Annotated in this window: 23 protein-coding genes and 1 riboswitch; of the genes, 18 read left to right on the top strand and 5 right to left on the bottom strand. The window is 47.9% G+C overall.

Annotated elements, in window-relative coordinates; genetic code table 11:
• Window positions 1-113: 113 nt before the first annotated feature.
• The 3 genes from cysK to H615_RS0100810 all read right to left on the bottom strand — a co-directional run bounded on the left by cysK (window position 114) and on the right by H615_RS0100810 (window position 2,698).
• Window positions 114-1,043: a cysteine synthase A gene (gene cysK / locus H615_RS0100820; protein ID WP_027953382.1), complete on the bottom strand. Its 930-nt coding sequence runs from the start codon at window positions 1,041-1,043 to the stop codon at window positions 114-116.
• A gap of 87 nt (window positions 1,044-1,130) precedes the next feature.
• Window positions 1,131-1,763 (bottom strand): YpmS family protein, encoded by a 633-nt coding sequence (locus H615_RS0100815; RefSeq protein WP_027953381.1) that lies wholly within the window; start codon window positions 1,761-1,763, stop codon window positions 1,131-1,133.
• 17 nt (window positions 1,764-1,780) lie between these two features.
• On the bottom strand, window positions 1,781-2,698 hold the full coding sequence (locus tag H615_RS0100810) for an SGNH/GDSL hydrolase family protein (RefSeq protein WP_027953380.1): 918 nt from the start codon (window positions 2,696-2,698) through the stop codon (window positions 1,781-1,783).
• A 171-nt stretch (window positions 2,699-2,869) separates the two neighbouring features.
• Here H615_RS0100810 and H615_RS0100805 point away from each other — a divergent pair, with 171 nt between their 5' ends.
• From H615_RS0100805 to H615_RS20680, 14 genes are all read left to right on the top strand, one after another.
• Window positions 2,870-5,146, top strand: coding sequence for an ATP-dependent DNA helicase (locus H615_RS0100805; RefSeq protein ID WP_027953379.1), 2,277 nt, complete (start codon window positions 2,870-2,872; stop codon window positions 5,144-5,146).
• Between the two features lie 73 nt (window positions 5,147-5,219).
• Window positions 5,220-5,708, top strand: a complete 489-nt coding sequence (locus H615_RS0100800) for a carboxymuconolactone decarboxylase family protein (RefSeq protein WP_027953378.1) — start codon at window positions 5,220-5,222, stop codon at window positions 5,706-5,708.
• A gap of 194 nt (window positions 5,709-5,902) precedes the next feature.
• Window positions 5,903-6,490 (top strand): biotin transporter BioY, encoded by a 588-nt coding sequence (locus H615_RS0100795; RefSeq protein ID WP_027953377.1) that lies wholly within the window; start codon window positions 5,903-5,905, stop codon window positions 6,488-6,490.
• 144 nt (window positions 6,491-6,634) lie between these two features.
• Window positions 6,635-7,735, top strand: coding sequence for a M24 family metallopeptidase (locus H615_RS0100790; protein ID WP_027953376.1), 1,101 nt, complete (start codon window positions 6,635-6,637; stop codon window positions 7,733-7,735).
• A gap of 591 nt (window positions 7,736-8,326) precedes the next feature.
• Complete coding sequence (locus H615_RS0100785; protein ID WP_027953375.1) at window positions 8,327-8,674, top strand: lmo0954 family membrane protein; 348 nt, start codon at window positions 8,327-8,329, stop codon at window positions 8,672-8,674.
• 16 nt (window positions 8,675-8,690) lie between these two features.
• Window positions 8,691-9,329: a PspA/IM30 family protein gene (locus H615_RS0100780; protein ID WP_027953374.1), complete on the top strand. Its 639-nt coding sequence runs from the start codon at window positions 8,691-8,693 to the stop codon at window positions 9,327-9,329.
• A gap of 90 nt (window positions 9,330-9,419) precedes the next feature.
• Complete coding sequence (liaF, locus tag H615_RS0100775) at window positions 9,420-10,139, top strand: cell wall-active antibiotics response protein LiaF (RefSeq protein ID WP_027953373.1); 720 nt, start codon at window positions 9,420-9,422, stop codon at window positions 10,137-10,139.
• Window positions 10,136-11,173, top strand: coding sequence for a sensor histidine kinase (locus tag H615_RS0100770; RefSeq protein WP_027953372.1), 1,038 nt, complete (start codon window positions 10,136-10,138; stop codon window positions 11,171-11,173). Before liaF ends, H615_RS0100770 begins: the two co-directional genes overlap by 4 nt.
• Complete coding sequence (locus H615_RS0100765) at window positions 11,173-11,805, top strand: response regulator (protein WP_027953371.1); 633 nt, start codon at window positions 11,173-11,175, stop codon at window positions 11,803-11,805. The genes H615_RS0100770 and H615_RS0100765 overlap by 1 nt, the downstream gene beginning before the upstream one ends.
• 307 nt (window positions 11,806-12,112) lie before the next feature.
• On the top strand, window positions 12,113-12,811 hold the full coding sequence (gene rpiA / locus H615_RS0100755; RefSeq protein WP_027953370.1) for a ribose 5-phosphate isomerase A: 699 nt from the start codon (window positions 12,113-12,115) through the stop codon (window positions 12,809-12,811).
• 83 nt (window positions 12,812-12,894) lie between these two features.
• On the top strand, window positions 12,895-14,421 hold the full coding sequence (locus H615_RS0100750; protein WP_027953369.1) for an RQC-minor-2 family DNA-binding protein: 1,527 nt from the start codon (window positions 12,895-12,897) through the stop codon (window positions 14,419-14,421).
• A 186-nt stretch (window positions 14,422-14,607) separates the two neighbouring features.
• On the top strand, window positions 14,608-15,252 hold the full coding sequence (locus H615_RS0100745) for a DUF4166 domain-containing protein (protein ID WP_027953368.1): 645 nt from the start codon (window positions 14,608-14,610) through the stop codon (window positions 15,250-15,252).
• Window positions 15,253-15,266: 14 nt separating this feature from the next.
• On the top strand, window positions 15,267-16,103 hold the full coding sequence (kynA, locus tag H615_RS0100740) for a tryptophan 2,3-dioxygenase (RefSeq protein ID WP_027953367.1): 837 nt from the start codon (window positions 15,267-15,269) through the stop codon (window positions 16,101-16,103).
• Between the two features lie 94 nt (window positions 16,104-16,197).
• Complete coding sequence (locus tag H615_RS20680) at window positions 16,198-17,553, top strand: polysaccharide deacetylase family protein (protein WP_035531055.1); 1,356 nt, start codon at window positions 16,198-16,200, stop codon at window positions 17,551-17,553.
• A 52-nt stretch (window positions 17,554-17,605) separates the two neighbouring features.
• Here H615_RS20680 and metX read toward each other — a convergent pair whose 3' ends face one another.
• Entirely contained in the window at window positions 17,606-18,661 is a 1,056-nt protein-coding gene (gene metX / locus H615_RS0100730; protein ID WP_027953366.1) for a homoserine O-acetyltransferase MetX, read from the bottom strand.
• 23 nt (window positions 18,662-18,684) lie between these two features.
• Window positions 18,685-20,385 carry an O-acetylhomoserine aminocarboxypropyltransferase/cysteine synthase family protein gene (locus H615_RS0100725; protein ID WP_027953365.1) on the bottom strand — a complete coding sequence of 567 codons (1,701 nt, stop codon included), beginning with the start codon at window positions 20,383-20,385 and terminating at the stop codon, window positions 18,685-18,687.
• Between the two features lie 110 nt (window positions 20,386-20,495).
• Window positions 20,496-20,604: riboswitch (SAM riboswitch) on the bottom strand.
• Between the two features lie 143 nt (window positions 20,605-20,747).
• Between H615_RS0100725 and H615_RS0100720 the strand changes: the two genes are divergently transcribed.
• The 4 genes from H615_RS0100720 (at window position 20,748) to H615_RS0100700 (ending at window position 23,797) form a co-directional block, all read left to right on the top strand.
• Window positions 20,748-20,945 carry a DUF2188 domain-containing protein gene (locus H615_RS0100720; RefSeq protein ID WP_027953364.1) on the top strand — a complete coding sequence of 66 codons (198 nt, stop codon included), beginning with the start codon at window positions 20,748-20,750 and terminating at the stop codon, window positions 20,943-20,945.
• Between the two features lie 120 nt (window positions 20,946-21,065).
• Window positions 21,066-22,283 (top strand): NAD(P)/FAD-dependent oxidoreductase, encoded by a 1,218-nt coding sequence (locus H615_RS0100710; RefSeq protein ID WP_027953363.1) that lies wholly within the window; start codon window positions 21,066-21,068, stop codon window positions 22,281-22,283.
• Window positions 22,284-22,324: 41 nt separating this feature from the next.
• A complete protein-coding gene (locus H615_RS0100705; protein WP_027953362.1) occupies window positions 22,325-22,780 on the top strand; it encodes a hypothetical protein in 456 nt (151 codons plus the stop codon).
• Window positions 22,781-22,831: 51 nt separating this feature from the next.
• A complete protein-coding gene (locus tag H615_RS0100700; RefSeq protein WP_027953361.1) occupies window positions 22,832-23,797 on the top strand; it encodes an NAD(P)/FAD-dependent oxidoreductase in 966 nt (321 codons plus the stop codon).
• The last annotated feature ends 196 nt before the right edge of the window (window positions 23,798-23,993 follow it).

The following is a 23,993-nucleotide window of genomic DNA, read 5'->3' as shown; positions in this document are numbered from 1 at the left end:
GCGGAAAGGGAAGGGGCTTTCGCTCCTGGCGGTAAGAAAGAAAAAAGCTTGTAAAGAAACAGGGGTTTCTCTACAAGCTGAGGAGTCCATCGTGGACTCCTTTTTTATACCTTTTAATATCGGAATAGATCACCTGATAAGTAGCGCTCTCCTGTATCTGGAGCGATGCAGACGATGACTTCTCCCGGTTTTTTCTGTTTAGCGGCCTGGATAGCTGCCCAGCAGGCGGCACCACAGGATGTCCCAAGGAGCAGCCCTTCTTCACGGGCCAGGCGACGGGTGATGTCATAGGCATCTTCGTCGGTGACCTGGTAAATCTCATCATAAATCTCCTGATTCAATATGCTTGGAATGAACCCCGGGCTTGTACCGACCAGTTTATGCTTGCCTGGCTGACCGCCGGACAACACGGGAGATCCTGCCGGTTCTGCAACATGGATTGTCATGTCCTTGAAGCGTTTTTTCAATTCTTCCCCGGTTCCTGTAATGGTTCCTCCGGTTCCTGCTGTAGAGACAAAACCGGCCAGTGGTTTACCGAGTTCATCCATCGCTTCAATTATTTCTGCTGCTGTCGTATGGCGGTGAGCATCAGGGTTGGCCATGTTCTCAAACTGCATCGGCATAAAACCGCCTTCGATTTCTTCGACAAGTTCTTTTGCCTTGGCGATGGCTCCGGGCATTTTGGCGTCTCCAGGCGTCAGAACGATCTCAGCTCCGTATGCTTTCAGAAGATTGATCCGTTCCTGTGTCATCGTGTCCGGCATGACTAGAACAGCACGGTATCCTCTGGCGGCCGCATTCATCGCAATACCGATTCCCGTATTTCCACTGGTCGGTTCAATGATGGTGGATCCCTCTTTTAAAAATCCATCCTTTTCTGCCTGCTCAATCATATTAAAAGCAGCCCGGTCTTTCACACTGCCGCTCGGGTTGTACTTTTCCAGTTTCATATAAATGTCGGCCCCGCCTTCTGGAGCCAGGCGGTTTAATTTCACTAATGGAGTATCTCCGATTAGATCCGCAATATTGTTGACTACGCGCATGAACGTCACATCCTTTTGTTAGACCTGCTGCTTTAAGTTTACCATAGGAGGTGGAAGCCATTCATCCGCTGTGCTCCAGTGGCTGCTTCAAAAATTGTCTTCAACCATCTGCTGGGCGAATTGGAACGTATCTTTCGGTACAGAAATTTTAAAAGCCAGCTGGTTGGCATTCAGGTTGAAGCGGTCCACTTTCACATTGAAATTACTTGCCGTTTCCATCTGGGTAACGGCTACATAGATGTTCTCTTCATTCGGATTGACGATGACCCATTCCGGCAGATTGTAGTTATCCTTTAAGAATTCCAGTACTTTTTTATTAGGAAGAGGAAGCTGTCCAAGAGAGATTTTCTCCTGTTCCAGAACAAGGTCGCCGTTTTCCTGGACCACAGGGTTCAGCTCAACCTTGATCGGGACTACCTGTTCAAAAGCCTTGATATTTCCGGATAACGTGACGTTTTTGTCGATCGAGACGGAGTAATCAAACACGGTCTGATTGGACAGCTCGGATAAGTATTCATTGGCGAGCTGCTCCATATTCTCTTTCGTTGAGACAATGGTAAACTCGGCATCGGTATTCTCTTCTCCGCGGTCTACATTGACAAGGGTATACGAGCTTGGCAGAAAGACTAAAGCAAGGAGCCAGCCGATGATACCGATGTTGATGATGGCAAGGACCCAGAAGGATGTCCGCCATTTATTGTTTAGAAGTAATCGTTTCATTTATCATTCCACCCAGGTTATTCTTCAATATCTTCTCTAATATGAGCGAGTACGCGTTCTGCCATTTCCTTGTATCCCTGTTCATTCGGGTGGAAATGGTCTTCTTCCCATAGGAGTTCTTCTTCGTTACCATCAAAAATATCACGGATAGGAATAAAGTGGGCCTGGTCATATGTGTCGATGATCCTCTCGCTGGCCTCGTTCCAATCGCCCATGATTTCCCCCAGCTCGGGGATGTTATCAAAATATTGATTAAATGGGTTGTACAGACCAACAAAGTAGATGGGTGCTTCGTCGTTCAAGTTTTGTGTTTTCTCAATAATTTCCTTGAGCCGCTCTTCATATCCATCTCGTTCGTCCCGGAAGTCCTGGTAGTTTAAATTAGTGAAGTTGTCTTTAACCACCTTCATCACATCGTTGGCGCCGATGGTGATGAGCACAATGTCTGCCTGTTCTATGGAACGGGAAATATCTTCGTCTTCCATCCGTTCTAACATCTGGTCCGTACGATTGCCGCGTTTTCCGTAATTGATCACATCAAGAGAAGTATTGGTGTTAGTATTCGTGAAGTTGTCTTCAAGAATACCAACATAGCCGCCATTATCTGTACCGTCTCCGACTCCCTGCGTCAAAGAGTCGCCAATGGCAACAACGGTCAAATCATTTTTTATGAAAAGGTCACGTGCGCTGTCCATGACACTTGTGAAAACGTCCCGCAGACCTTCGCCAAGGGCGTTTTCGTCTTCCTCTGCTGAAACTTCCTCCTGCTCTGTCTCTGGCTGCTCTTCTACATCCGCGTTTCCTGTTTCTAACGACTGTTCTTCAGGTGTGCTGGATGACTCCTGCTCCTCTGGTGTATAGATAAAGGAGGCTGTTATAAAAAAGGCAAGGATGAGAGTAAGCAGGATGGAGGCTGTCCATCTCCACTTTTTCACGTTATGATCCCTCCTGAGGGGGCGTTAATTTTATTATATGTGGTTTTATTTTTATGGGAAATGAAAAAGTTTTATCCATAATTATAGCATGACGCCTTTACAATAGACATACGTGAACGAGTATTGGAAGATGAGGGTAGGGAACGAATTGGTCACGGGAGGCGTTTGAAAATGGATCGAAGTATGACGATTTCTGTAAGAGAGCTGGTCTCTTATGTGTTCAGGGCAGGAAGCATTGATGAACGGTTCCAGTCCAATACAGCTCTGTTGGAGGGAACAGCCATCCATCAGGAAGTACAGAAGAAGTATAAGGACGGAGACGAAAAGGAAGTTTTTCTTCAGTGTGAATATAAGTATGGAGAGCTTAACCTGATTGTCCAGGGCCGGTGTGACGGCCTGCTTGAAGGAGAAGACGGGCCGGTCATTGATGAAATCAAGTCGACATCCGGAGACCTGGAGGAACTTGACAGCTCTTCTCATCCCGTTTACTGGGCTCAGGCCAAAGGCTATGCCTATATCTATTCTCTCCAGGAAAACCTGGAAGAAATCGATGTCCAGCTGACCTATGTGCAGAAACGGACGAAGGAAAAGAAGCGTCTGCAGATAAGGTTCACGCATGATGAACTGGCTGACTTTATGAAGGAGACCGTGAAGGCTTATCAATCCTACGCATCTGTCCTTCATGATCTGGAGGAACAGAGGGAAGCCACGGTGCCTTCCTTTTCTTTTCCGTTCTCTACCTATCGGACCGGCCAGCGGAAACTGGCGGGGAGTGTGTACAGGACGATTGAAGAAAAGCGGAACCTGTTCGCTCAGGCCCCCACCGGCATTGGAAAGACGATATCGACTTTATTTCCGGCGGTAAAAGCTCTTTCTCTTGATAAAATGGACAGGATTTACTATTTGACCGCTAAAACGACGACGAGAGCTACAGCTGAGGAAGCGCTGGCCAAAATGGAAGAGCACGGCCTTTCCCTGAGATCAGTCACCTTAACGGCTAAGGAGAAAATCTGTTTTCAGGAGGAAACGATCTGTCAGCCGGATTATTGTGAATATGCAGATGGGTATTACGACAGGGTGAATGACGGCATTGTGGATGTACTAAGGAATGAGACACAGCTTACACGTCCTGTGATTGAAGCGTATGCCAGAAAGCATCGTTTATGCCCGTTTGAGTTTTCCCTTGACCTCACGGATGTGGTGGACGTGATCATCAGTGATTACAATTATATCTTCGACCCGCGTGTTGCCTTGAAGCGGCTGCTGCCTGACCGTAAGAAAAAAACAGCTCTCCTTGTGGATGAAGCGCATAATCTTGTTGAACGGGCGAGAGAAATGTACTCGGCTTCGGTTTACAAAAACCCATTCAGGGAAGCCTCTGCTGCATGGGGAGACGAGGAGGGGATCCGAAAGACCGCCCGGGCAGTGGCTGATGACCTGGAGCGCCTTGGCGGTTTTCAAGGCGGAGAGGTCGTCATCAATGAGGTCCCGGGTGAACTGGAAGAAAACCTTGAACGGTTCATTGGGAAATCGGAGCAGATCATCCAGGAACAGCCGGAGGACGAACGTTCCGAATCTCTTGTTGACTTATATTTCACCGCCCAGAATTTCCTGAGGATTTTTGAGTTTGTGGATGATCATTATCGTTTTATAGCAGCTAGAGGGGAAGACGGGGATCTGATGCTGAAGCTGTTCTGCCTTGACCCTTCCCACGTATTAAAGAAGGTGACAGATGGGTTCCGCTCCGGCACATTCTTTTCAGCCACGCTTTCACCTTTTGCCTATTATAAAGAAATGCTGGGAGGAACGAAGGAGGATTACATCCTTCAGCTTCCATCCCCCTACGATGCCTCTCAGGTTGATGTCACGATTACACCGTTATCAACCCGGTATAAAAACCGGAACCAAACGTCAGGAATTCTGGCAGAGCGGTTGAAAGACCAGGTGGAAAATTATAGTGGAAACCACTTATTCTTTTTCCCGTCGTATCACTACATGGAGCTAGTCTACCAGGAGTTCCGGAAGATGTCCCCTGTTGATGCAGTCATGCAGGAAAGAGGCATGGATGAGAGCCGGCGGGAGGATTTTCTTGCACAATTCGTTCCAGGAGGGCGTCTGGCAGGTTTTGCTGTCATGGGTGGTGTTTTTTCTGAAGGTGTCGACCTCCGCGGAGACCGGCTGAATGGTGTGGCTGTGGTTGGTGTCGGTCTGGCTCCAAGAAATTTTGAGAAAGAGTTGATTAAAGACTATTTCAATGAAAAAGGCCGCCGGGGGTATGATTATGCTTACGTATATCCTGGAATGAACAAAGTACTTCAGGCTGGTGGACGACTGATTCGTTCGGAAGAGGATCATGGAGCTATACAGCTTATAGATGATCGATTTGCTGCTGAAAAATATACGAGTTTGTTCCCTGAAGATTGGAGAAATTATCGAATTATTAAATAAAAAGATTTCCCGGGAAATTTATTGGCGGATACCGTTGTCCCGGGAATGGATTTTGTAGAAATGAGGGATAGATATGCCTTGGATTAAACCTGTGAAACAACAGCATATGAAAGAAATAAGAGGAGAAGATGAGCCTTCCTCATTGTTTGACCGGCTTATTGCCAATGACCCCGGTTTATATGAAGCTTTTCTTCCTCTTCAACAGGCTGTGAAGAACACCGACCTGCCAGATGATTTGAGAGAGGCGGTCGTCACGTTTGTGTCAATGAAAAATGGCTGCCGTTACTGCACAAAAAGTCATGGCTCCTTATTAGAAGGCCACACAGGTGTGGAAGGTGTAGAAGAATGGCTGGATGATTATGAAGCATCATCCATGAGTGAGCAGTGGAAAGCTGTCCTGCATTATGCCGAACGGTTAACCGCCAAACCTGTAGAGGTGGATCAGGACAGCGTGAACCGCCTTAAGAAAGCAGGATTTAGTGTGCGTGAAATTGCTGTGATCAACCATACCGTGGCTTATACGAGCTATACGAATCAGTTGTCGATGGGGCTTGGGTTGTAAATCCTAAAGCACCAATCGAGACTGGGTTTTTTAGACTGTCGAGAACTTTTCCGGCAGTCTTTTTTTTGGACGCTGTAGCCTGGTTGTAAAAGGTGTTTATCTCAATAGTTTATTGTAAACTAAAATAAATTAGTGTTGACATTATGCCGGGGGTTTTTTATCTTTAAGGAAGAAGTTGTGGAGGAGGGATAATGATGAAGAAGTCGAAACTAAGCGTTTATGAAATGACTTTAGGCAGTTTGTTTGTTGCGCTGATGGCTATCGGTGCCAATATTACGGCTTACCTGCCATTTCTCCAGGTTATGGGAGTTCCTCTGACCCTGCAGACGTTTTTCGCTATTCTGGCAGGGCTTATGCTTGGAAGCCGTCTCGGGTCTTTTTCGATTCTCGTGTATGTTCTTTTAGGTTTGGCGGGAGCACCGATCTTCGCTGGTTTTAAAGGCGGGTTGTCGGTCGTGATTGCTCCGACGTTTGGATTTATTTTGTCTTATATTATTCTTGCTTATTTTGTAGGGAAAATTGCTGAATCCAGGAGGACGATGCCGAGGTACATAATGGCCGCTGCCACCGGCATCATCATCAACTATATTGTCGGTGTCCACTTATTTTATCTCGCGCTGAATTTCTGGGTGGGAGGAGACGGGATCAGTCTTGCTCTGGCGTGGTCCAGTATGGTGCCGTTTATCATAAAGGACAGCGTTCTTGCCGTAGGTGCAGCCTTGTTTACCCAACGGTTCGAAAAGGCGTGGCTTTCCAAAACAAGACTCAGACAGGCGGCATAGTCCTGTGGTTTTATGAAGTAACGAAAGGCCCTGCCCACATAAGGGACAGGGCCTTTTTATTGCCATTTTTCGGACTTTTGTGTGAGTTGGATAACGGTCTGGATTGCTATATGATGAGAGAAGATTGGAAAGGAGAGATGGAGAATGAAACATCGTTTGGATGAACTGGCTGCCTACCTGAAGGAGACGGGTATTGATGCAGCTTTTATTAATTCACCGGAAAACTTCTTTTATTTAACCGGGTTTCTAACTGACCCTCATGAAAGGCTGTTAGGGTTGGTCGTATTTCCGGAAGCAGACCCTATGGCTGTTCTTCCGGGAATGGAAAAAGCACAGTTGCAGGAAACAGGCTGGAGCCATGAAATCATTGGTTACGCTGATCATGAAAATCCATGGCAGATGATCAAGGATTCTATGAATCAGGCGGGGATCACGAACGTACATCAGGTGGGCATAGAAAAAGAAGTGCTTTCCTACGGGCGTAGTGAATCCTTTTTTGCGCTGTTTGATGACGCAGAAGTCCTCGACATCGAAGGGAAATTAAACGAGATGCGTGTCGTAAAGGATGAACAGGAAATCGCTGTTCTGAAGGAAGCGGCAGAACTCGCAGATTTCGGGGTCAAGGTAGGGACAGAAGCCCTGAATGAAGGGGTTACGGAAATGGAAGTCCTTGCGGCGATTGAGTATGAGCTTAAGAAAAAAGGCGTCGCTCAAATGTCCTTCTCCACTATGGTGCTTTTTGGTGAGAAATCCGGCCACCCTCATGGAAACCCCGGAGATCGCAGGTTAAAAGAAGGAGACCTTGTCCTGTTTGATCTGGGAGTCGTCTGGAAAGGATACACGTCTGATATTACGAGAACCTTCGCTTTCCGCTCTGTCAACGAAAAGCAGAAAGCTATCTATGAAACGGTTCTTGAAGCATTGAATGCTTCCCTGACCATCAGTCGTCCTGGAACAAGGATTGGTGATCTGGATGAAGCGGCGCGTCAGGTTATTACAGAAGCCGGCTACGGCGATAAGTTTCCACACCGGATTGGACATGGACTGGGAATCAATGTGCATGAATTCCCTTCTATGAGTCATTTGAATGACGGAGTATTAAAAGAAGGGATGACGTATACGCTCGAACCGGGCATTTACGATCCTGAAATCGGCGGTGTCCGTATTGAAGATGATGTTCTTGTCACGCCGGAAGGATATGTCACGCTGACAGAAACACCAAAAGAATTGACCATCATAAAGTGAAGAGAGCAGCCGTAAGACGATCAAAGGAAAGGTGCCTGCCGAAGGGCGCCTTTCCTTTTTTTTATTGTGGCTCTGTTATTGCTTGGTGTTGTTATTTAACATGTGAGCTCCTATCACCCCTTTCTGTCATGGGATTTATATGAGGCGGCTTGGGAATGACTCCCTTTCCGTGGGGTACCGTGAGCCTCATCGTTCCCCGCGGAAAGCGGACGGTTTTCCCTGCCATCCCATGCTCTGAGTAAATAGCAGACCGGACCCCTAATTCCATACGGAAACGATTTAGTAATCATTTGAAATATCAACAACAGACTTTAACAGAGCTTTTATTGTAGAAAAAGTGTGGGCCGGACGATTGTTCCTTTTGACTGTGAAATCATAGAAAAATAATGTGGGGAAGAGAAACCTGTCGCGAAAGTCTGCGACAGGTTTTCTTTGATTCCAAAAGGTATATAGATCTTTCCTTTCCTATGGAAAACGAGGGCGGATGGGATATAAGCCTCTGGTCTTAGATAAAGATATATCCCCGGCTCATTACGGAAATCCTTCTGCACCGGTATGATAAAGACAAGAACAGTGCAGGGAGGGAAATACATGAAAAAGTTTCTGTTGTTCCTCGCAGGTCTGATTGCCCTTGGATTATTCATTGCGAACCTTGGCCCGATGATTCTGCTTGGTGTCAGTGTGTGGCTGCTTTATGTCGTTTTCAAGCAGTTTGTGAAAAGTGACTCAACAGCCGGGAAGATCGGCTTGATTGTCGTCGGCTTGATTGTTTTAAGCATCGCTGTTTCCAATGTTTACGCTGTCGTCGGCGTGGCTGCTGCTTTTGTCCTCTACTGGATTTATATCAATTGGACAAGCCGTACACGTGATTCCACGTCTGAAAAAGAAGACGACCCATTTACAAACTTTGAGCGTCAATGGGCGGACTTGAACAAATAACAAAGGAGATGGAAACATGGCCAACCTATTTACACGATTAAAGGATTCAATTACGGCAGATCTTCATGAGGCATTGGACCAAAAGGAACAGAAGAACCCGGTCGCTATGCTGAATCAGTACTTAAGAGAAAGTGAAAAGGAGACAGAAAAAGTCCGGAAGCTGGTGGAGCGGCAGTACCAGTTGAAGGATGAATTCGGAAGGGAATATCAAAAAGCTTCAGATCTGGCTGAGAAACGCAGGCATCAGGCCCATTTGGCTGAACAGGCCGGCGAAACGTCCATGCATGAATTTGCGGTAAAAGAGCAGGAAGAATATGAAGCGCGTGCAGAAAAGCTGAAGCAGTCTCAGGCAGAATGTGTAGAGCAGCTGGAGGCCCTCGAGCGTAAGTATGAGGAAATGAAACATAAACTAAAGGATATGCACTTGAAACGGATGTCGATGATGGGGCGTGAAAATACAGCACGTGCGCATCACAGAATGAACCGTGTGCTGGAGGATGGATCAGACAAGCCGTATTCCCGATTCTCTGAGATTGACCGTTACATGGAGGACCTGGAGTATAAGGTGAACAGTGCCTACTACCGTCATACGTTTGACAGTAAGATGGCAGAGATTGAGAAAAAGGTCAGGAATAAGCAGGAAGTGTCGGGGTAACTAAATCATGGTATGATAAAGGCGCAGTTCTCTGCGTCTTTCCTTTGTCTAAAGGGCGCAGGTGGATAAGAGGAAGGGGGAATGACCGCTGTGTTTAAAAGAATTTCAACAGATATGCTGAACACGATCTTAATCACAGGGGTGATTCTCCTGATCATTGAAATAGTGTTCTTTAACGGGGGCCTCATTTTTTCTGTCGGTTTTTCAGCCGTCCTGATTTACTTCGGTTGGAAGAATTATAGACCGCTTTGGAGAAAAGCCATGTTCTGGGTCGGGGCGGTCGGTCTCGGGCTGACTGTACTAAGTATGATTGCCGTTCGTTTTCTCGTGCTGGCCATCCTTTTTCTGGCGGTCCGTCATTATTATAAAACGAAGCAGCACCCGGAAAGAGTACAGCTGGAAGGGATGGATCAGGAGCTGAATGACCCTCCGGAGGAACCTGTATTTACTCAAAAGTTTTTTGGGCGGCAGTCGACGCCCTCACATTCCTATCCGTGGCAGGATGTGAATGTGCACGGAGGCATAGGCGACCGGGTCATCGATTTAAGTGAAACCGTTCTTCCTTTGAACGAATCCGTTATATCCATCCGTCATTTTATAGGCAATGTCACGATTTATGTTCCGTATGAGGTGGAAGTGACGATCCTTCACAGTGCGATCATTGGAAGAAGCTCGATTTTTCAGTTTAAGAAGTCCAGAATGCTCAATCAGATGACGTTTTACCAAACACCGGATTATCAGGAAAATAAGCCCCGGGTGAAGGTCATTACGTCAATATTTTCCGGTGATCTCGAGGTGAAGCGGATATGAACCTTTGGCAGAGGCAGATTTGGTCGGGGCTTTTCACGTTCTTGCTATTTGCTGTTCTTCTGACCGCTGTAACCTTCGCCGCTTTTCCGGTAGAGCAGTGGTCAGTGCTCTGGACAAGAGAGGTGCTCGATCTTCCGTATGGGTTTTTGATTCTGCTGTTGTCCCTGTTTATGGGACTTGTAACCGGTACGGCTCAGGGGTGGTACTGGCGGCGTCAGTTTACCCATATCGAACAGCAGCTTGGAGAAGTCGTGAAAGGCAGCCCTCTGGAGACGGACACGGCGGATCTAGCAGAAGTGAAAAGAATTGAAGATCGGATGAAACAGCTGGAAGATAAGATTGTGAAACAAGCTGAGCTTTCTCAACGTATGGTTACAGAAAGAGCGGAAGAACGGGAAAAAAGCCTTCAGGAAGTAGTCATACAGGAAAGGAATCGTCTGGCCAGGGAACTTCACGATTCTGTCAGTCAGCAGTTGTTTGCTGCTTCGATGATGATGTCAGCCATTAATGAGACGAAAGACCATGGACGTGAAGGTGAGGACCGGCAGCTGAAGATGGTAGAGAGGATGATTCATCAATCCCAGCTCGAAATGAGGGCACTGCTCCTCCATCTGCGGCCGGTTCCCTTGAAAGATAAAACACTGGCGGAAGGAATGACAGAGCTTCTTCAGGAACTGATCCAAAAGGTGCCGCTGCAGATTGACTGGACGATCGAAACATTTCCTTTAGAAAAAGGGGTGGAGGACCAGCTCTTCCGAATTCTGCAGGAATCGGTATCCAACACGCTCAGGCATGCCAAGGCATCAACCCTTTCGGTTATGCTTCTGGATCGTGATCAAACCGTTATTTTAAAAGTGATCGACGACGGTATGGGTTTTCATGTGGAAGAGAAAAAAACGAGCTCCTACGGTCTTCAAAATATGGAGGAGCGTGCCTTTGAAGTGGGCGGAGTGTTAAAGATTGTCAGTGTGAAAGGACAGGGGACACGGTTGGAAGTGAAAGTGCCCCACCGACTTAAAGGAGGTCAATCCTGATGATTCGAGTGTTATTTGCAGATGATCATGAGATGGTCCGTATTGGTGTATCCGCGTATTTGTCCTCGCAGCCGGATATCGAAGTGATCGCTGAAGCTGGAGACGGTGAAGATGCTGTAGCGTTTGCCTTTCAACACCGGCCGGACATTATTTTGATGGATCTCGTGATGGAACATATGGATGGGATTGAAGCGACCAAGCGGATTACGGACGAGTGGCCGGAGGCGAAGATCATCATCGTCACAAGTTTTCTTGATGATGAGAAGGTGTATCCCGCTTTAGAGGCGGGAGCGGTCAGTTATATGCTGAAAACGTCAAAAGCAGAGGAAATAGCCCAGGCAATTCGTGCCACGTTTGAAGGACGGTCCATTCTGGAACCGGAAGTCACCGGGAAAATCATGACAAAGATGCGTCATCCCGACCGACGGGCGCTCCATGAGGATTTGACGAACAGGGAAAAGGAAATTCTGCTTCTGATGGCAGATGGCAGGACGAACCAGGAGATTGCAGAAGAGTTGTTCATAGCTTTAAAAACGGTAAAGGTTCACGTAAGCAGTATTCTCGGGAAATTACAAGTATCAGACAGAACGCAGGCCGTCATTTATGCATTCAAACATGAGCTTGTCCATTAAATTCATGAAAGAGTATATGAACACCCCGGCCATGGAGGCCGGGGTGTTTTCAGTGGAGGAAGGTGACGTAGACAAAGGCGGTAATCAGAATGAGATAGAAGATGACCAGTTTCCAATAGAGTCTTCTCATGCTTTTCCCCCTTTACTTCGGCCCGTCGTATTCCATTAAGTTTATGTGAAGGAGGGGTAAAGAATGACAAAGTTTACCCCATCGCTGTATCTGTGGGGAACCTGTTTGATACACTTTTCCTAACACCTGTGCTTGTTTTATGAGACTTTCGGGAATACAAAGAGAGAGGTGATTTGTATGAATTGGAACAATCAGCTTGCCGGAAAACCGGTATGGGCTGGCGGAATATCCAATCGGGAAGCCAAAGAACGGGCCGCCGCCAGAGTCAGCGGATATGTTGAAGATCAGCAGGTGATCGGCGTGGGTTCCGGGTCGACGGCTTTCATTGCCCTGGAAAAGATCGCTGAACGGATAAAGAACGAGGGGCTGGACGTTTATGCAGTACCGACATCGAAAGAAGCGGAGATGAATTGTGCCTTGTTCGGCTTAAGGACGACGACATTGACCGCTGCAAAGCCCGACTGGGGTTTTGACGGAGCGGATGAAGTTGACAATGCCGGCCGGTTGATTAAAGGAAGGGGCGGAGCGTTATTCGCTGAAAAACTCGTGATGGCAAGCTCCCCTAAAACGTATATTTTAGTGGATAAAAGTAAATATGTTCAGAAACTCGGTGAAAAGTATGCTGTTCCTGTTGAAGTGGATCCGAGGGCTGTGCATCTTGTGGAAACAAAGCTGCAGGAATTCCCTTGTGTGGACATTCAGCTGCGGATGGCGGCGGCGAAAGACGGTCCTGTTCTCACGGAAGCAGGAAATCTCCTGCTGGAAGTGCGGTTCCAAGACATCCATGATGGGTTGGAAAAAGAGCTCAGTGCCATCCCTGGAGTTATAGAAACGGGACTGTTCATTGGGTATCCCGTGGAAATTTTAACGGTTTGACGCCCATTTTACTTATATTTGTTGGTAACTCGTAATACTTTTTCTATAATAGTAGTAAATCCTTATTCAAAGGGGAATTCATTATGGGACTGCCAAATAGGATTGCTTACCAGGATCATCGCTACCCTCATGTTGTACTTGCGCCGATTGGGAAAAAGAACAAACACATTCGTTCCATCGGACATAAATTTGAACGGGGGTTATTATCCAGGCTTAACGATGCAATTGTGGATCATATCGGCAGGAAGTCTCTGGACACAACGTCCATCCAGAATTATCTCGGACTAACCGGGGATGCAGTTCTGCCTGTAGCTTTTCAAAAGGAAGAGAGGATCCATCCACATTTGCTGCGCCCAGAATTGTTTTTATGGAAGTCCCTGCCTGAAGAACATGGACTACCTTTAAAAGATCAATATTTATATAACACAGATTTCACTCAGCTGTCCGCAGACCAGTTGTATGACCATGTCGGGGAAGTGCTGGATGAATATCTGTTTCTTTCTCACATCAGCACAGAAAGTCGTGAAAACTGGCTGGATAAAATTGCAGATGCGTTTCACCGGCATCCAATGGTGCAGCTGTTTCATCAAAAGCGTGAGGTCATCGATGCGGTCGAAACGATGAATCAATCCTCACTCATTTCTGTGCTGAACTATCCTGAGGACATCGCATATTGGAGGCACCGTGTCGAAATCGTCATGCGCCCGTTCCGAGCTCTTCCACAGGCGTGGGTCGAGCAGGAACAAGGCAGCTGCCCCCATTCAAAATGTTTACAGTTCGATGCCGGGGAGAAAACGATCTGCTGCTACTGTGAAACGTGTGATTTCTGCCTTTATTATGACACGGTGGAGGATAGGGTCCGTTTTCCCGAAGAGTTTGATGTGGAACGGGCAGCCAAGCGCACAGCGACGATTGAGCAGCAGTTCAATGACATAGCGATACAGAACAGCAGGCTTCTCGAGCAGCTTGGCCAGTTGAGAGCTTTGAAAAAACAGCTCAACACCGCAAGGAAATCCCTTGATGAAAGCCTGGCTGTCGTCAGCCGTATCGAAAAGTATCAGCGCAGAAAAGACGACCTGTCCGCCTATCCTTTACTGGACATGTATGACAAATTAAGCCGGGTTCATATTCCGGAGAAGCGGACCGATTCAGAGCTGCTGTGGCTGGCAGGTGTCCAGCTTCATGATGTCCGTATTCTTAAGGAGTTGAACCGCTGGCAGAAGGTCGTGCCGGAGCATGTCTACCCGAATACCCGGCATGTCCTTGAGGAACTGAAGGCGCGTCTCGAAGAAGTCCGCTACAATGATGAGGATATCATTCTGACCATCAAAGGAAGGTCCATCACTTATGCGGATACTCAGCAGATTCTTGACCTCATCTATTATTATGGCAGTGAATACCCGGTGCACACCCTGGTCCAGATGCTCGCGGGCAAGCCGACGAACAAATTAAGAAGTCTCTATCTTCATGAAACACGGTGGTTTGGTCTGTTATCGAGCTGGCCTGAAAAGCATATTCAGCGGTTGTTCACCCAGCTGGAAAAGCAGGGCTGGCTGATGAAGCAGCAGAAGGGTTATGCAATCAGTGATTATGCAGAGGAAGTTATGTAGAACAACGTTTTTCATAAGAAAGACCTGCTTTTAAGGGCAGGTCTTTCTTTTCTGCATGCATCTGAATCGTAAGCGTTTACTTATGCTATAATTCATGTACAGCCAAGGTTCCGTCTTCCCTATTGTATTCATCACGAGGCACGGGGAGAACAGGAAAACGGATAGTTTAAAGGAGGCCGCATACAAATGAAATCCATCTACCACAAAGCACTCGGGGAGCAGTTCCATAACCTTCATCCCGAGCTGCAGAAAAAATACGGCTTAACGAGTAAGCAGAATCTTATGGTCCTTGGACAGGGCAGAATGACAGAAATCCGAGGAACTCCGGCGCTGGTGAGGCCATTGATGAGTGCGGGAGTGAAGGATCACCTTCTCTTCAGAGAGCGTGGAAAAGATGTGCCGTTTACCCTCGAAAATTATGTCTATGAAGATGAAGAGGGCAGAGAAACCATCAGCTGGATCCGCCGCTTCTTTTTCCCTTATGCCATCCGCGGTTTTGATTCTGCTGCGAGGTATGATGAAGAAAAACAGTGTCTTGTCGATCATCTTGGCCGTTCGGGCCTGGTGGAGGCAGAATTTGATCTTCACGTTACTTCAGAGGGCGGATTGTATATGGAGTCAAGAACGAATCATGTGGGAGGAGTGCTGGGCATGACCGGCCCTGTGACTTCCGTATATGAACATTATGAAGAAAAAGAAGGGGCGACACGGGTGCACGTCCATACAGAACATCCTGTTCTCGGAACGCTTTTAATGTATGAAGGGCTCGTTCACACAGAGTTCCTTCCGATAACGTTCCGCAATATCCCACAGCGTGGAGTACTTGACTAAAGGAGGTCTCACTCTTGACCCAGGAACCGCCGAAAGGCAGTGAAGGCGTGCATACGGATTTTTCCGATCGGATGACTTATGGAGAATATTTACGTTTAGACCAGCTGCTTGATGCGCAGAAGCCGCTTTCTTCCCATCATGATGAAATGCTCTTTATTATGATCCATCAGGTGAGTGAAATATGGATGAAGCTGATGCTGCACGAACTTCAGGCAGCCATCCGGTCGATTCAACATGACGACATGCAGCCGGCTTTTAAAATGCTTGCCAGAGTCTCCAGTATTCAGAAGCAGATCATCCATGCATGGGATGTACTGGCGACGATGACTCCGTCAGAATACATGGAGTTCCGGGATCATCTCGGCCGGGCTTCGGGGTTTCAATCCTACCAGTACCGGATGATTGAGTTTGCCCTTGGGTACAAAACGAATGCCGTATTGAAGATTTACCGGAAAGATAAAGATCTTCACAATCGACTGGAAAAGGCCTATAAAAAGCCCAGTTTGTATGATGTTACACTTGAGCAGCTGTCCAAAGCAGGATTTGATCTCGATCCACAGGTGCTGAACAGGGATTATACCGATTTGTATAAGCAGAACCCTTCGGTTGAAACCGCCTGGGCAATTGTCTACAAAGATGTGGATCGGTACTGGCATCTGTATCAGCTGGCTGAGAAGCTTGTGGACTTGGAGGACAGCCTCCAGCAGTGGCGTTTTCGTCATATGAAGACAGTGGAACGGATCATCGGCCATAAAAAAGGGACAGGAGGATCCTCAGGGGTCGGCTACTTGAAGAAAGTTTTGGAGCACCGCTTTTTCCCTGAGCTTTGGGACGTCCGCACCCACTTTTAATGTCAGAATAGACTGAATATATCTGATTAATTAAATGATTGTTACATTTGTGTTACAATAGGTTGTGTGACTAATAGATAAAGAGGGAAGAATTATGAGACAACCTATTTTATATATATCACTGCTGGTCGTTTTAGTTGTATCAGGATGCTCATTTATCGCAAAAGCTAATGAAAATGATTCTAAACAATCTGATGAAACAGAACCAATGTACGATATCGATATGAAGACGGAACTTGTGGAGCATAATGAATACCACATAACCATCCACTATCCGCAGACAACCAACAATCAATTGAATCAGACGATTGTCGATTACGTCAATCAACAGAAGGCCGGCTTTAAACAGGCCAGCTATCAGAATAAACAATCCGTGGAGGCTTCTGAATCACATGAGCTTCACGTGGACTTCGAGATGCTCTATCAGGATCACCGATTCTTCGTGGTCCGCTTTATAGAAACGATGGATGTAGGCGGAAACGAGGTTATCCAAAACCAGACCGTCATGAATTTTGATAAGAAGGACGGGCGCAGGCTTGAGCTGGACGAGCTGCTCAATAATGACCCGGAAGTGCTTGATGAACTGGCTGCATTGACAGAAGAAGCACTGAAAGAAGAAGTCTCCACCCGTTACAGCCTACCTCTTCACGTGAACAAGGGGACATTTGAAGATGTGGCCCTTACCAAAGAAGGGGTGAGGGTCTATCTTCAGGCGGAGGACGGCACGTTGGGATATGTGCTGGTCGAACTTGAAGAAGGGCAGGATCTCATTCGGAAAGAATTTGTAGAAGCTTTGGAATCCGCTTCCGACGTATCGGAACTATCCTCTTCGGAGCAGAAGCAAGACCGGGAAGGTCCCGTGGAGGCTGTTTCAACGGATGACCTTGGGGTGGAAACCGGAGAAAAGAGAGCTGCTCTCACTTTTGATGACGGTCCTCATCCAACATGGACAGTGGATATTCTCGACCTTCTGGAGAAGTATGACGCCAAAGGCTCGTTTTTCATGATTGGAAAACGTGTGTCCTATTACCCGGAAACGGCTCGGATGGTGGCTGAGCAGGGTCATGAAATCGGAAATCATACGTGGGATCACCCCCGCCTCGCCCGGTTAAACCCGGAAGAGGTGGATGAGCAGATCCTCGCTGCCCAGGACGTGATCAAGCAGGCTGCGGGAGTAGAAACAGCTGGATTGAGACTGCCGTTTGGGGAGGAGCCTCCAATGGCTTACAAAGGCGATTGGAATACGGTTCCATGGACGCTCTATTCTGAGGAGTGGAGCGAACAGGAGCCGGAGGAAATTGCGGAAGAGATCACTTCACAGGCAGAGGATGGTTCGGTAATTCTTCTCCATGAATTAGAGAGCCGGACCCCTGAAGTTGTGGAGCTTGTGCTGGAACAGTTAACTTCCCAAGGGTTTCAATTTGTGAAAGTCAGCGATCTTCAAACATAAAAAAGACGGGTAGATGGACATCGTGTTCGTCTACCCGTCTTTTTTATGTTTTCTAGTCCTCATTCAGCTCATCTTTGATGAAACGGCCCCATTGTTCGAATTCAACGAGAAAGCCGTCATGACCATAATCCGTAGGGATATGCCTGTGGAAGGCCTTCGGTGCCGCCGATGAAAAAGCGGAAATCAGCTCTTCTGGATACAGCAGGTCGTGTTCAAAACTGAACGTGATCAAGTCTGCTTTATACTGAGCGGCGGCCGCTTTCCATCCTCCCCGGTTCCTCCCGATGTCATGGTTATTCATTGCATCAAGCAGGTACAGGTAGCTGTTCGCGTCAAACCGTTCTTTGATTTTATCTCCCTGATAATCCAGATAGGACTGAATTTCATAGGTGTCTCCTCCATTGGACCGGTCAAACCTTTTTTCAAAAAGAGTGGGGCTTCTGTAAGTCACCATACCGGTCATGCGCGCAATCTCAAACCCCTGCAGGGACTCATTGGTCGTGTAGTTCCCGTCTTGGAACAAAGGGTCATTTTTGATAGCTTTCGCCCCGATATGATTGAAGGCGATGCCGTAATCACTCAAGTAGGGGGTCGCAGCCATAATCAGCAGCTTCTCCATAAAGTGAGGGTAGAGGAGCCCCCATTCATACGCCTGCATACCTCCAAGCGACCCTCCCGCAACAGCCTTGACCTGATGTATGCCCATCTTTTTTAAGGCCTCATACTGGGCGCGCACCATATCCCGGATGGTCACTTTAGGGAACTGCTGGCGGAATGGTCTGCCTGTATCAGGATTCATACTGGCGGGACCCGTAGACCCATGACAGCCTCCCAGAACGTTGAACGTAATTACTTGGAACAGGGAGGTGTCGACTGGACACCCCTCCCCGATTAACCCTGCCCACCAGCCGGGCTGCTCTTGGGTACCCACAGCTGCCTGGTTCCCGGTTAAAGCGTGGCAGACGACAATGACGGGAGCATGAGAGGGGCCGGTGCGTTCGTAAGCCAGCTCAACAGATTCCAGCCGGCCTCCGGATTCGAAATCGAAGGGTCCCAGTTCAATCGTCTCCAAAGCTGCTGTCTGGCTGGCGGGGTTTTTTAAAGACATGCTTTCATTCTCCTTTCTGGCCATTATACAGTGACGAGTGTTTGAGATAAGTTGTGTCCTGATCGGATTGAAACGATCGTCTCGTAAAGACTGGCTCCGGATAGGATTTGTTCATTTTTCAGGGAAGAAGCAGCCTTGGACCAAATGACCAATGGATTCGCTGACTGGGCCAGATCCGTCTGGTTTTCTCCAAGAGTTTCAAAGTAAAGAATATCGAAAGCTGGATCGTTCAGTTCCAGAATGTCTTCAGCCTTTGAAAAAGTAGTCACATCAAAACCGAACCGCTCCAGTTTGGAGGCTTCCTCCTGCAGGCCTCCCGGCTGGTCAGGAATGATGCCGATCGTTTTCCTGCGGATGTTTCCATTGGACCGGTCGAGGGAGGAACGGAGAACGGTCTCCGCTGGATGAGGCTGTTCCTTATAAGGACGGCTGTATCCATTGGCCTTTTCTATGGCTTGGTCCAAGTCCCGTATAAGATCATCCACAGATTCCAGACCAACCGACAAGCGGACAAGTTCTTCGCATACACCGGACTTTTTCAAGTTTTCCTCATTCAACTGCTGGTGGGTGGTGGAGGCCGGATGGATGATCAATGATTTCGCATCCCCGACATTGGCCACATGGGACCAGAGGGTGGAATGGTCAATCAATTTACGACCGGCTTCACGTCCGCCTTTGATTCCGAAGACAACCATGGATCCGGCTCCGCCTTTCAAATACTTCCCGGCAAGGTCATAAGTGGGGTGATCCGGCAGCCCGGGATAATTCACCCAATCCACGCCTTCATGGTTCTGCAGGTAGGCAGCAATTTCATATGCCTGCTCTGCATGCTTTTCGATTCTCAGGTGGAGCGTTTCGAGTCCCTGCAGAAGCAGGAACGCGTTCTGCGGGCTCAGGCAGGCACCGATATCTCTCAAAAGCTGAACACGGAGCTTAACCGCATAGCCGGCAGGTCCAGCATCAATACCGAAGCGGATGCCGTTGTAGCTTTCATCAGGCTCTGTAAAACCCGGGAATTTTTCGTGGTTCCAGTCGAACCGGCCGCTGTCTACGACAATACCACCGATAGCTGTACCATGGCCCCCGATCCACTTCGTTGCGGAGTGGACGACGATATCTGCCCCCCAGGTGATCGGCTTGCATACATAAGGGGTGGCGAAGGTGTTGTCGACAATCAATGGAATGTGATGAGCGTGGGCAATATCCGCCACCGCTTCAAAGTCCAGCACATTCAGGCTTGGATTACCGATGGTTTCAGCGAAAATCGCTTTCGTTTCAGGTGTAATAGCTTCCTCGAAGGCATTAGGATCGTTCCCATCTACGAAAACAACGTTCACACCATAGCGGGGAAGAGTGTGCACGAATAAGTTATACGTACCTCCGTACAAGTTGGAAGAGGTGACGATGGTATCCCCGGCACCGGCAACGTTCAGGACGGCCATCGTAATTGCCGCCATCCCGGAAGCTGTAGCTACAGCGGCAGCACCGTCTTCCAGAAGGGCAACACGCTGCTCAAATACATCGACTGTCGGGTTTGTGATTCTGGAATAGATGTTCCCCGGTTCGGCCAGGGCAAATAGGTTCTGGGCATGATTGGTATCATTAAAAACATATGAAGTCGTCTGATAGATGGGAACGGCACGCGATCCTGTTGCTGGATCAGCTTCCTGTCCACCGTGAAGCAGCTGTGTTTCATCACCATACACATGATTTGAATAGGTCATTGGTTCATTCCTCCTTATGATTTCCAGGACATCCTGATCCTCGGTGTAGAGGGAATAAGAAAAACCCTCTTCTGTAAGTAAGAAGAGGGTTTTTTATGTATGTTTACCTCCCCTTATCTTTCAGATCATCTGATCTGTAGGATGTAGCACCTTTTCAAGTTTTCCTTGAAGGTTGCCGGGCGTCTCAGGGCCTAGTCCCTCTGCCGCTCTCGATAAGAGTTTTCAATATTTAATTTATCTGACTTGTTTGAAATTATAAAGGGGTCCTGCTCTCTTGTCAATTCTCAGCTTGAAACAAGGGTGTTTAAATCTATATTAGGGCGGGAATGGATAATTAAGTCTATGTTGAAGGAGATGTTTTCATGAAGGAATATAGTGTAGTACCAAATAAAGATGTAACCGGCTGGTTCGTAAAGATTGAGGACGTAGCTCCGACAGATTTATTTGATGAGCGTGATACAGCTGTAGAAAAAGCTGAAGAAATCGCGAAGCAGAACAAACCGAGCCGCTTGTACATCCTTGACCAGAATCACGAAGTTGAAGAAGAGCGTACCTTTTAAAAAATCCCCGCCCAGGGGATTTTTTTATGGCTTCCTATGCTTGTTTTCCTGTGGCAGTAGTTTTTTTACGTGAAACCGATTATGATGGGACACAGGTTGAGAAAGAAAGGAAGGACCGGAATGAATCATACATATGACGTGATCATTACAGGAGCCAGGGCAGCTGGGGCGAGTCTGGCTGTCCTGCTCGGGAAAATGGGGAAGCGTGTTCTGTTGATCGATAAAGCCGCGTTTCCAAGTGACACACTATCCACTCACTTTATGTCCCATACCCGCTTCCTTGAGGAGCTGGGCATCCTTCATAAACTGGAAGAGACTGGTTTGAGGAAAGTGAGTCGGATGCGGACGTATATCGGCCAAAGCTTTATGGAAGGACCGAGAGCGGATTATACGATTATACCTAAACGGGATGTGCTCGACCCGCTTCTGATCGAGCAGGCCGAGGGGTTGAATTCCGTTACCTTCATGCCGCGTACGTCAGCAAGAGGTTTGATCAGGGAGGATGGGCGCGTTACCGGACTTCACCTTGAAACGGAAGGGAAAACGTGGGAGGCCTATGCCGCGTGGGTGGCCGGAGCAGATGGAAAGCACTCGAACATCGCTGCCTGGACGGGAGCAGAGAAGTACCGGGAAACGAAGCCACTCCGTCCGGTGTTATACGGCTATTACACAGGCGTGGAGCCGTTAAGCGAACCTGTAACGGAGATTTTCCTGCATGAAGGACGAATCGGCTTTGTTTTTCCAATGGAGGAAAACCGGGACTGTCTCGGTATTGAAATACACCCTGGGGAGTTTGCAGACATGATGAAAGCGCCGCAGGAAACATTTGAACAAACGTTTAATCAATATTACGGAATGAAGAAGAGGATGGAGAGGGCAGTTCTGCAGGGAAAGATTATCGGAACCCCCGGAATGCCGAACTTTTTCAGGAATGCTTATGGAGAGGGCTGGGTCCTCCTTGGAGATGCTGGTCACAGCAAAGATCCAAGTACGGGGCTTGGAATCAATGATGCGTTTCTGCAGTCCTTCCTGCTGGCCGATGCTTTTCAGCAGATGGATGAAGGGGTGGATTGGGAAACGTCCCTGGATCGTTTTCAGAGTCGAAGGGATGAGCAGCTGCTGCCGGGATTTCAGCTGACATTGGATTATATCCGATCGCTACGGAAGTGGACAGACAACGAAATGGCATTGTTTCAAACCATCGCGGCCAACCCTATGGCGTGGAATAAGCTGATGCCTCATATGGGACGGCATTTAAAAGAAGACACCACAGATTTCCCTCTTTTTTATCAATCGGTGGAAGAGGAAGCTTCCTCCTTCGGTTTCAGGAAGGATTAACTTCCTTTGAAGGCGAAATGGTTAAGAGAGGTGATGAGAAGATGGAATGGTCGAAAACATCAGCTTTCGAAAAGCTGCAGGAAATTTATACAGATAAAGTGATGCAGGACGAAAAAAGAAGAATCTTTCAAATGGTGTACCGCCATCTGCATGGCCATCTTGACGATCTTGCTGTAGAAACAGGTCTGACAGAAAAAGCTGAAAAACAATTGAAGTTTTTTAAAGAATACACGTTTATGCCGGGCGATAATCTATTTCAGTCGATGCGCTGGGTCTTTTTAGTCGCCCGTGGAGAGAAACCGAAGGAAGCAGAAGAAACAAGGGAGCACTTGAACCGGATTTACCGTTCGTTGTATCAGCCGGCCGGCTTGAAGAATCCGGCCATTCCAGAGACTTTCTGGGAAACGCCTCTCGGTGTCGCCTGTCTGGTGGCAGAAGAAGGAGTCGAGGCGGTTTATCCGATTCTTGATGAAGTTCTTGAAGTCGAAAAAATATAGGATGAATGTGGTTTTCTGAAAAGGAAGCCCAAGAGAAGGGGAGGGTCAAGGATGGAACATTATGAAGTGACGATTATCGGTGCAGGCCTTGCAGGAATAACAGCCGCGCGCCGTCTGATGAAGCAGGGACGTACAAATATCCTGCTTGTCGATAAAGGGAAAAGTGTCGGGGGACGCCTCGCCACCCGCCGGATTGCAGGCGGCAGGGCGGACCACGGGGCCCAGTTTTTTACGGTCCGTACAGAAGAGCTTGAAGAAGAAGTCCAGGACTGGGTAGAGGCCGGATGGGTAAAGGAATGGTTCGGTGACGACCACCCGCGGTATACGGCTGTAGACGGAATGAATGCTTTTGCCAAGCAGCTTGCTGAGGGTATCCCCACCTTATTGGAAACAAGGGTCGAAAAATTATTGGAAAATGACGGGGGATACAGGGTCTACAGTGCAGACGGTTCTGAATGGCAGACGGACAGTCTGTATTTAACGATGCCTGTCCCCCAGGTTCTGGAGCTCTTCAGAAACAGTACCATGAGCACGCCTGAACCTGTGAAAAAACAATTGAAAGGCATCCTGTTTGAGCCAACGTATGTGGGATTGTTTGAATTCAACAAGCCTACAGAGCTCCCTGAGCATGGCCATTTGGATCAAGACCTTCCCGAAGGTGTGGAACGGATTGTCGATCATAGTAAAAAAGGAATTTCTGAAGACGTGATCGTCAGTGTCTACATGACAGGAGACTGGTCCAGAAAATACTACGGTGAGGATTATGTCATGTCTCTGGTGAAAGAAAAGGCGGAGAACTATCTTCCTTGGGACGACCTGGAGTCGGAGCAGTTGAAGCGGTGGAGGTATGCCCAGGCAAAGAAAGTTGTGAAGGAGTCCTGTCTTGATGTGAATGGAGACGGCAGACTCATCGTCGGAGGAGATGCGTTTCTCCGCCCGAACGATACAGCCGGCCGGACCCGTTTTGAAAGTGCCTATTTGTCAGGGAAAGATGCCGCCGCGCATCTGCGCTGGTAGAAAAAGTTCGTCCTATCCAGTTAGAGTTGTGCGTATGTCATGTTGAGAGGGCACGTTCCGCTTATCGGTGGATGCTTGCCGAGGCACGGCCTCAGCTAACTTGATCAAAAAAACCATTTGACCAAGTGGATCTTCGGCTCGCACTGTTCCCGCAGGCGTCACTGCCGCCTGCGTGGGGAAAGTCCTATCCATGACC

The sequence above is a fragment of the Halobacillus kuroshimensis DSM 18393 genome, from assembly GCF_000425705.1.
Taxonomy (GTDB): Bacteria; Bacillota; Bacilli; order Bacillales; family Halobacillaceae; genus Halobacillus; species Halobacillus kuroshimensis.
Note: the sequence above shows the minus strand (reverse complement) of the source record. Positions and strands in the feature narration are given on the sequence as shown.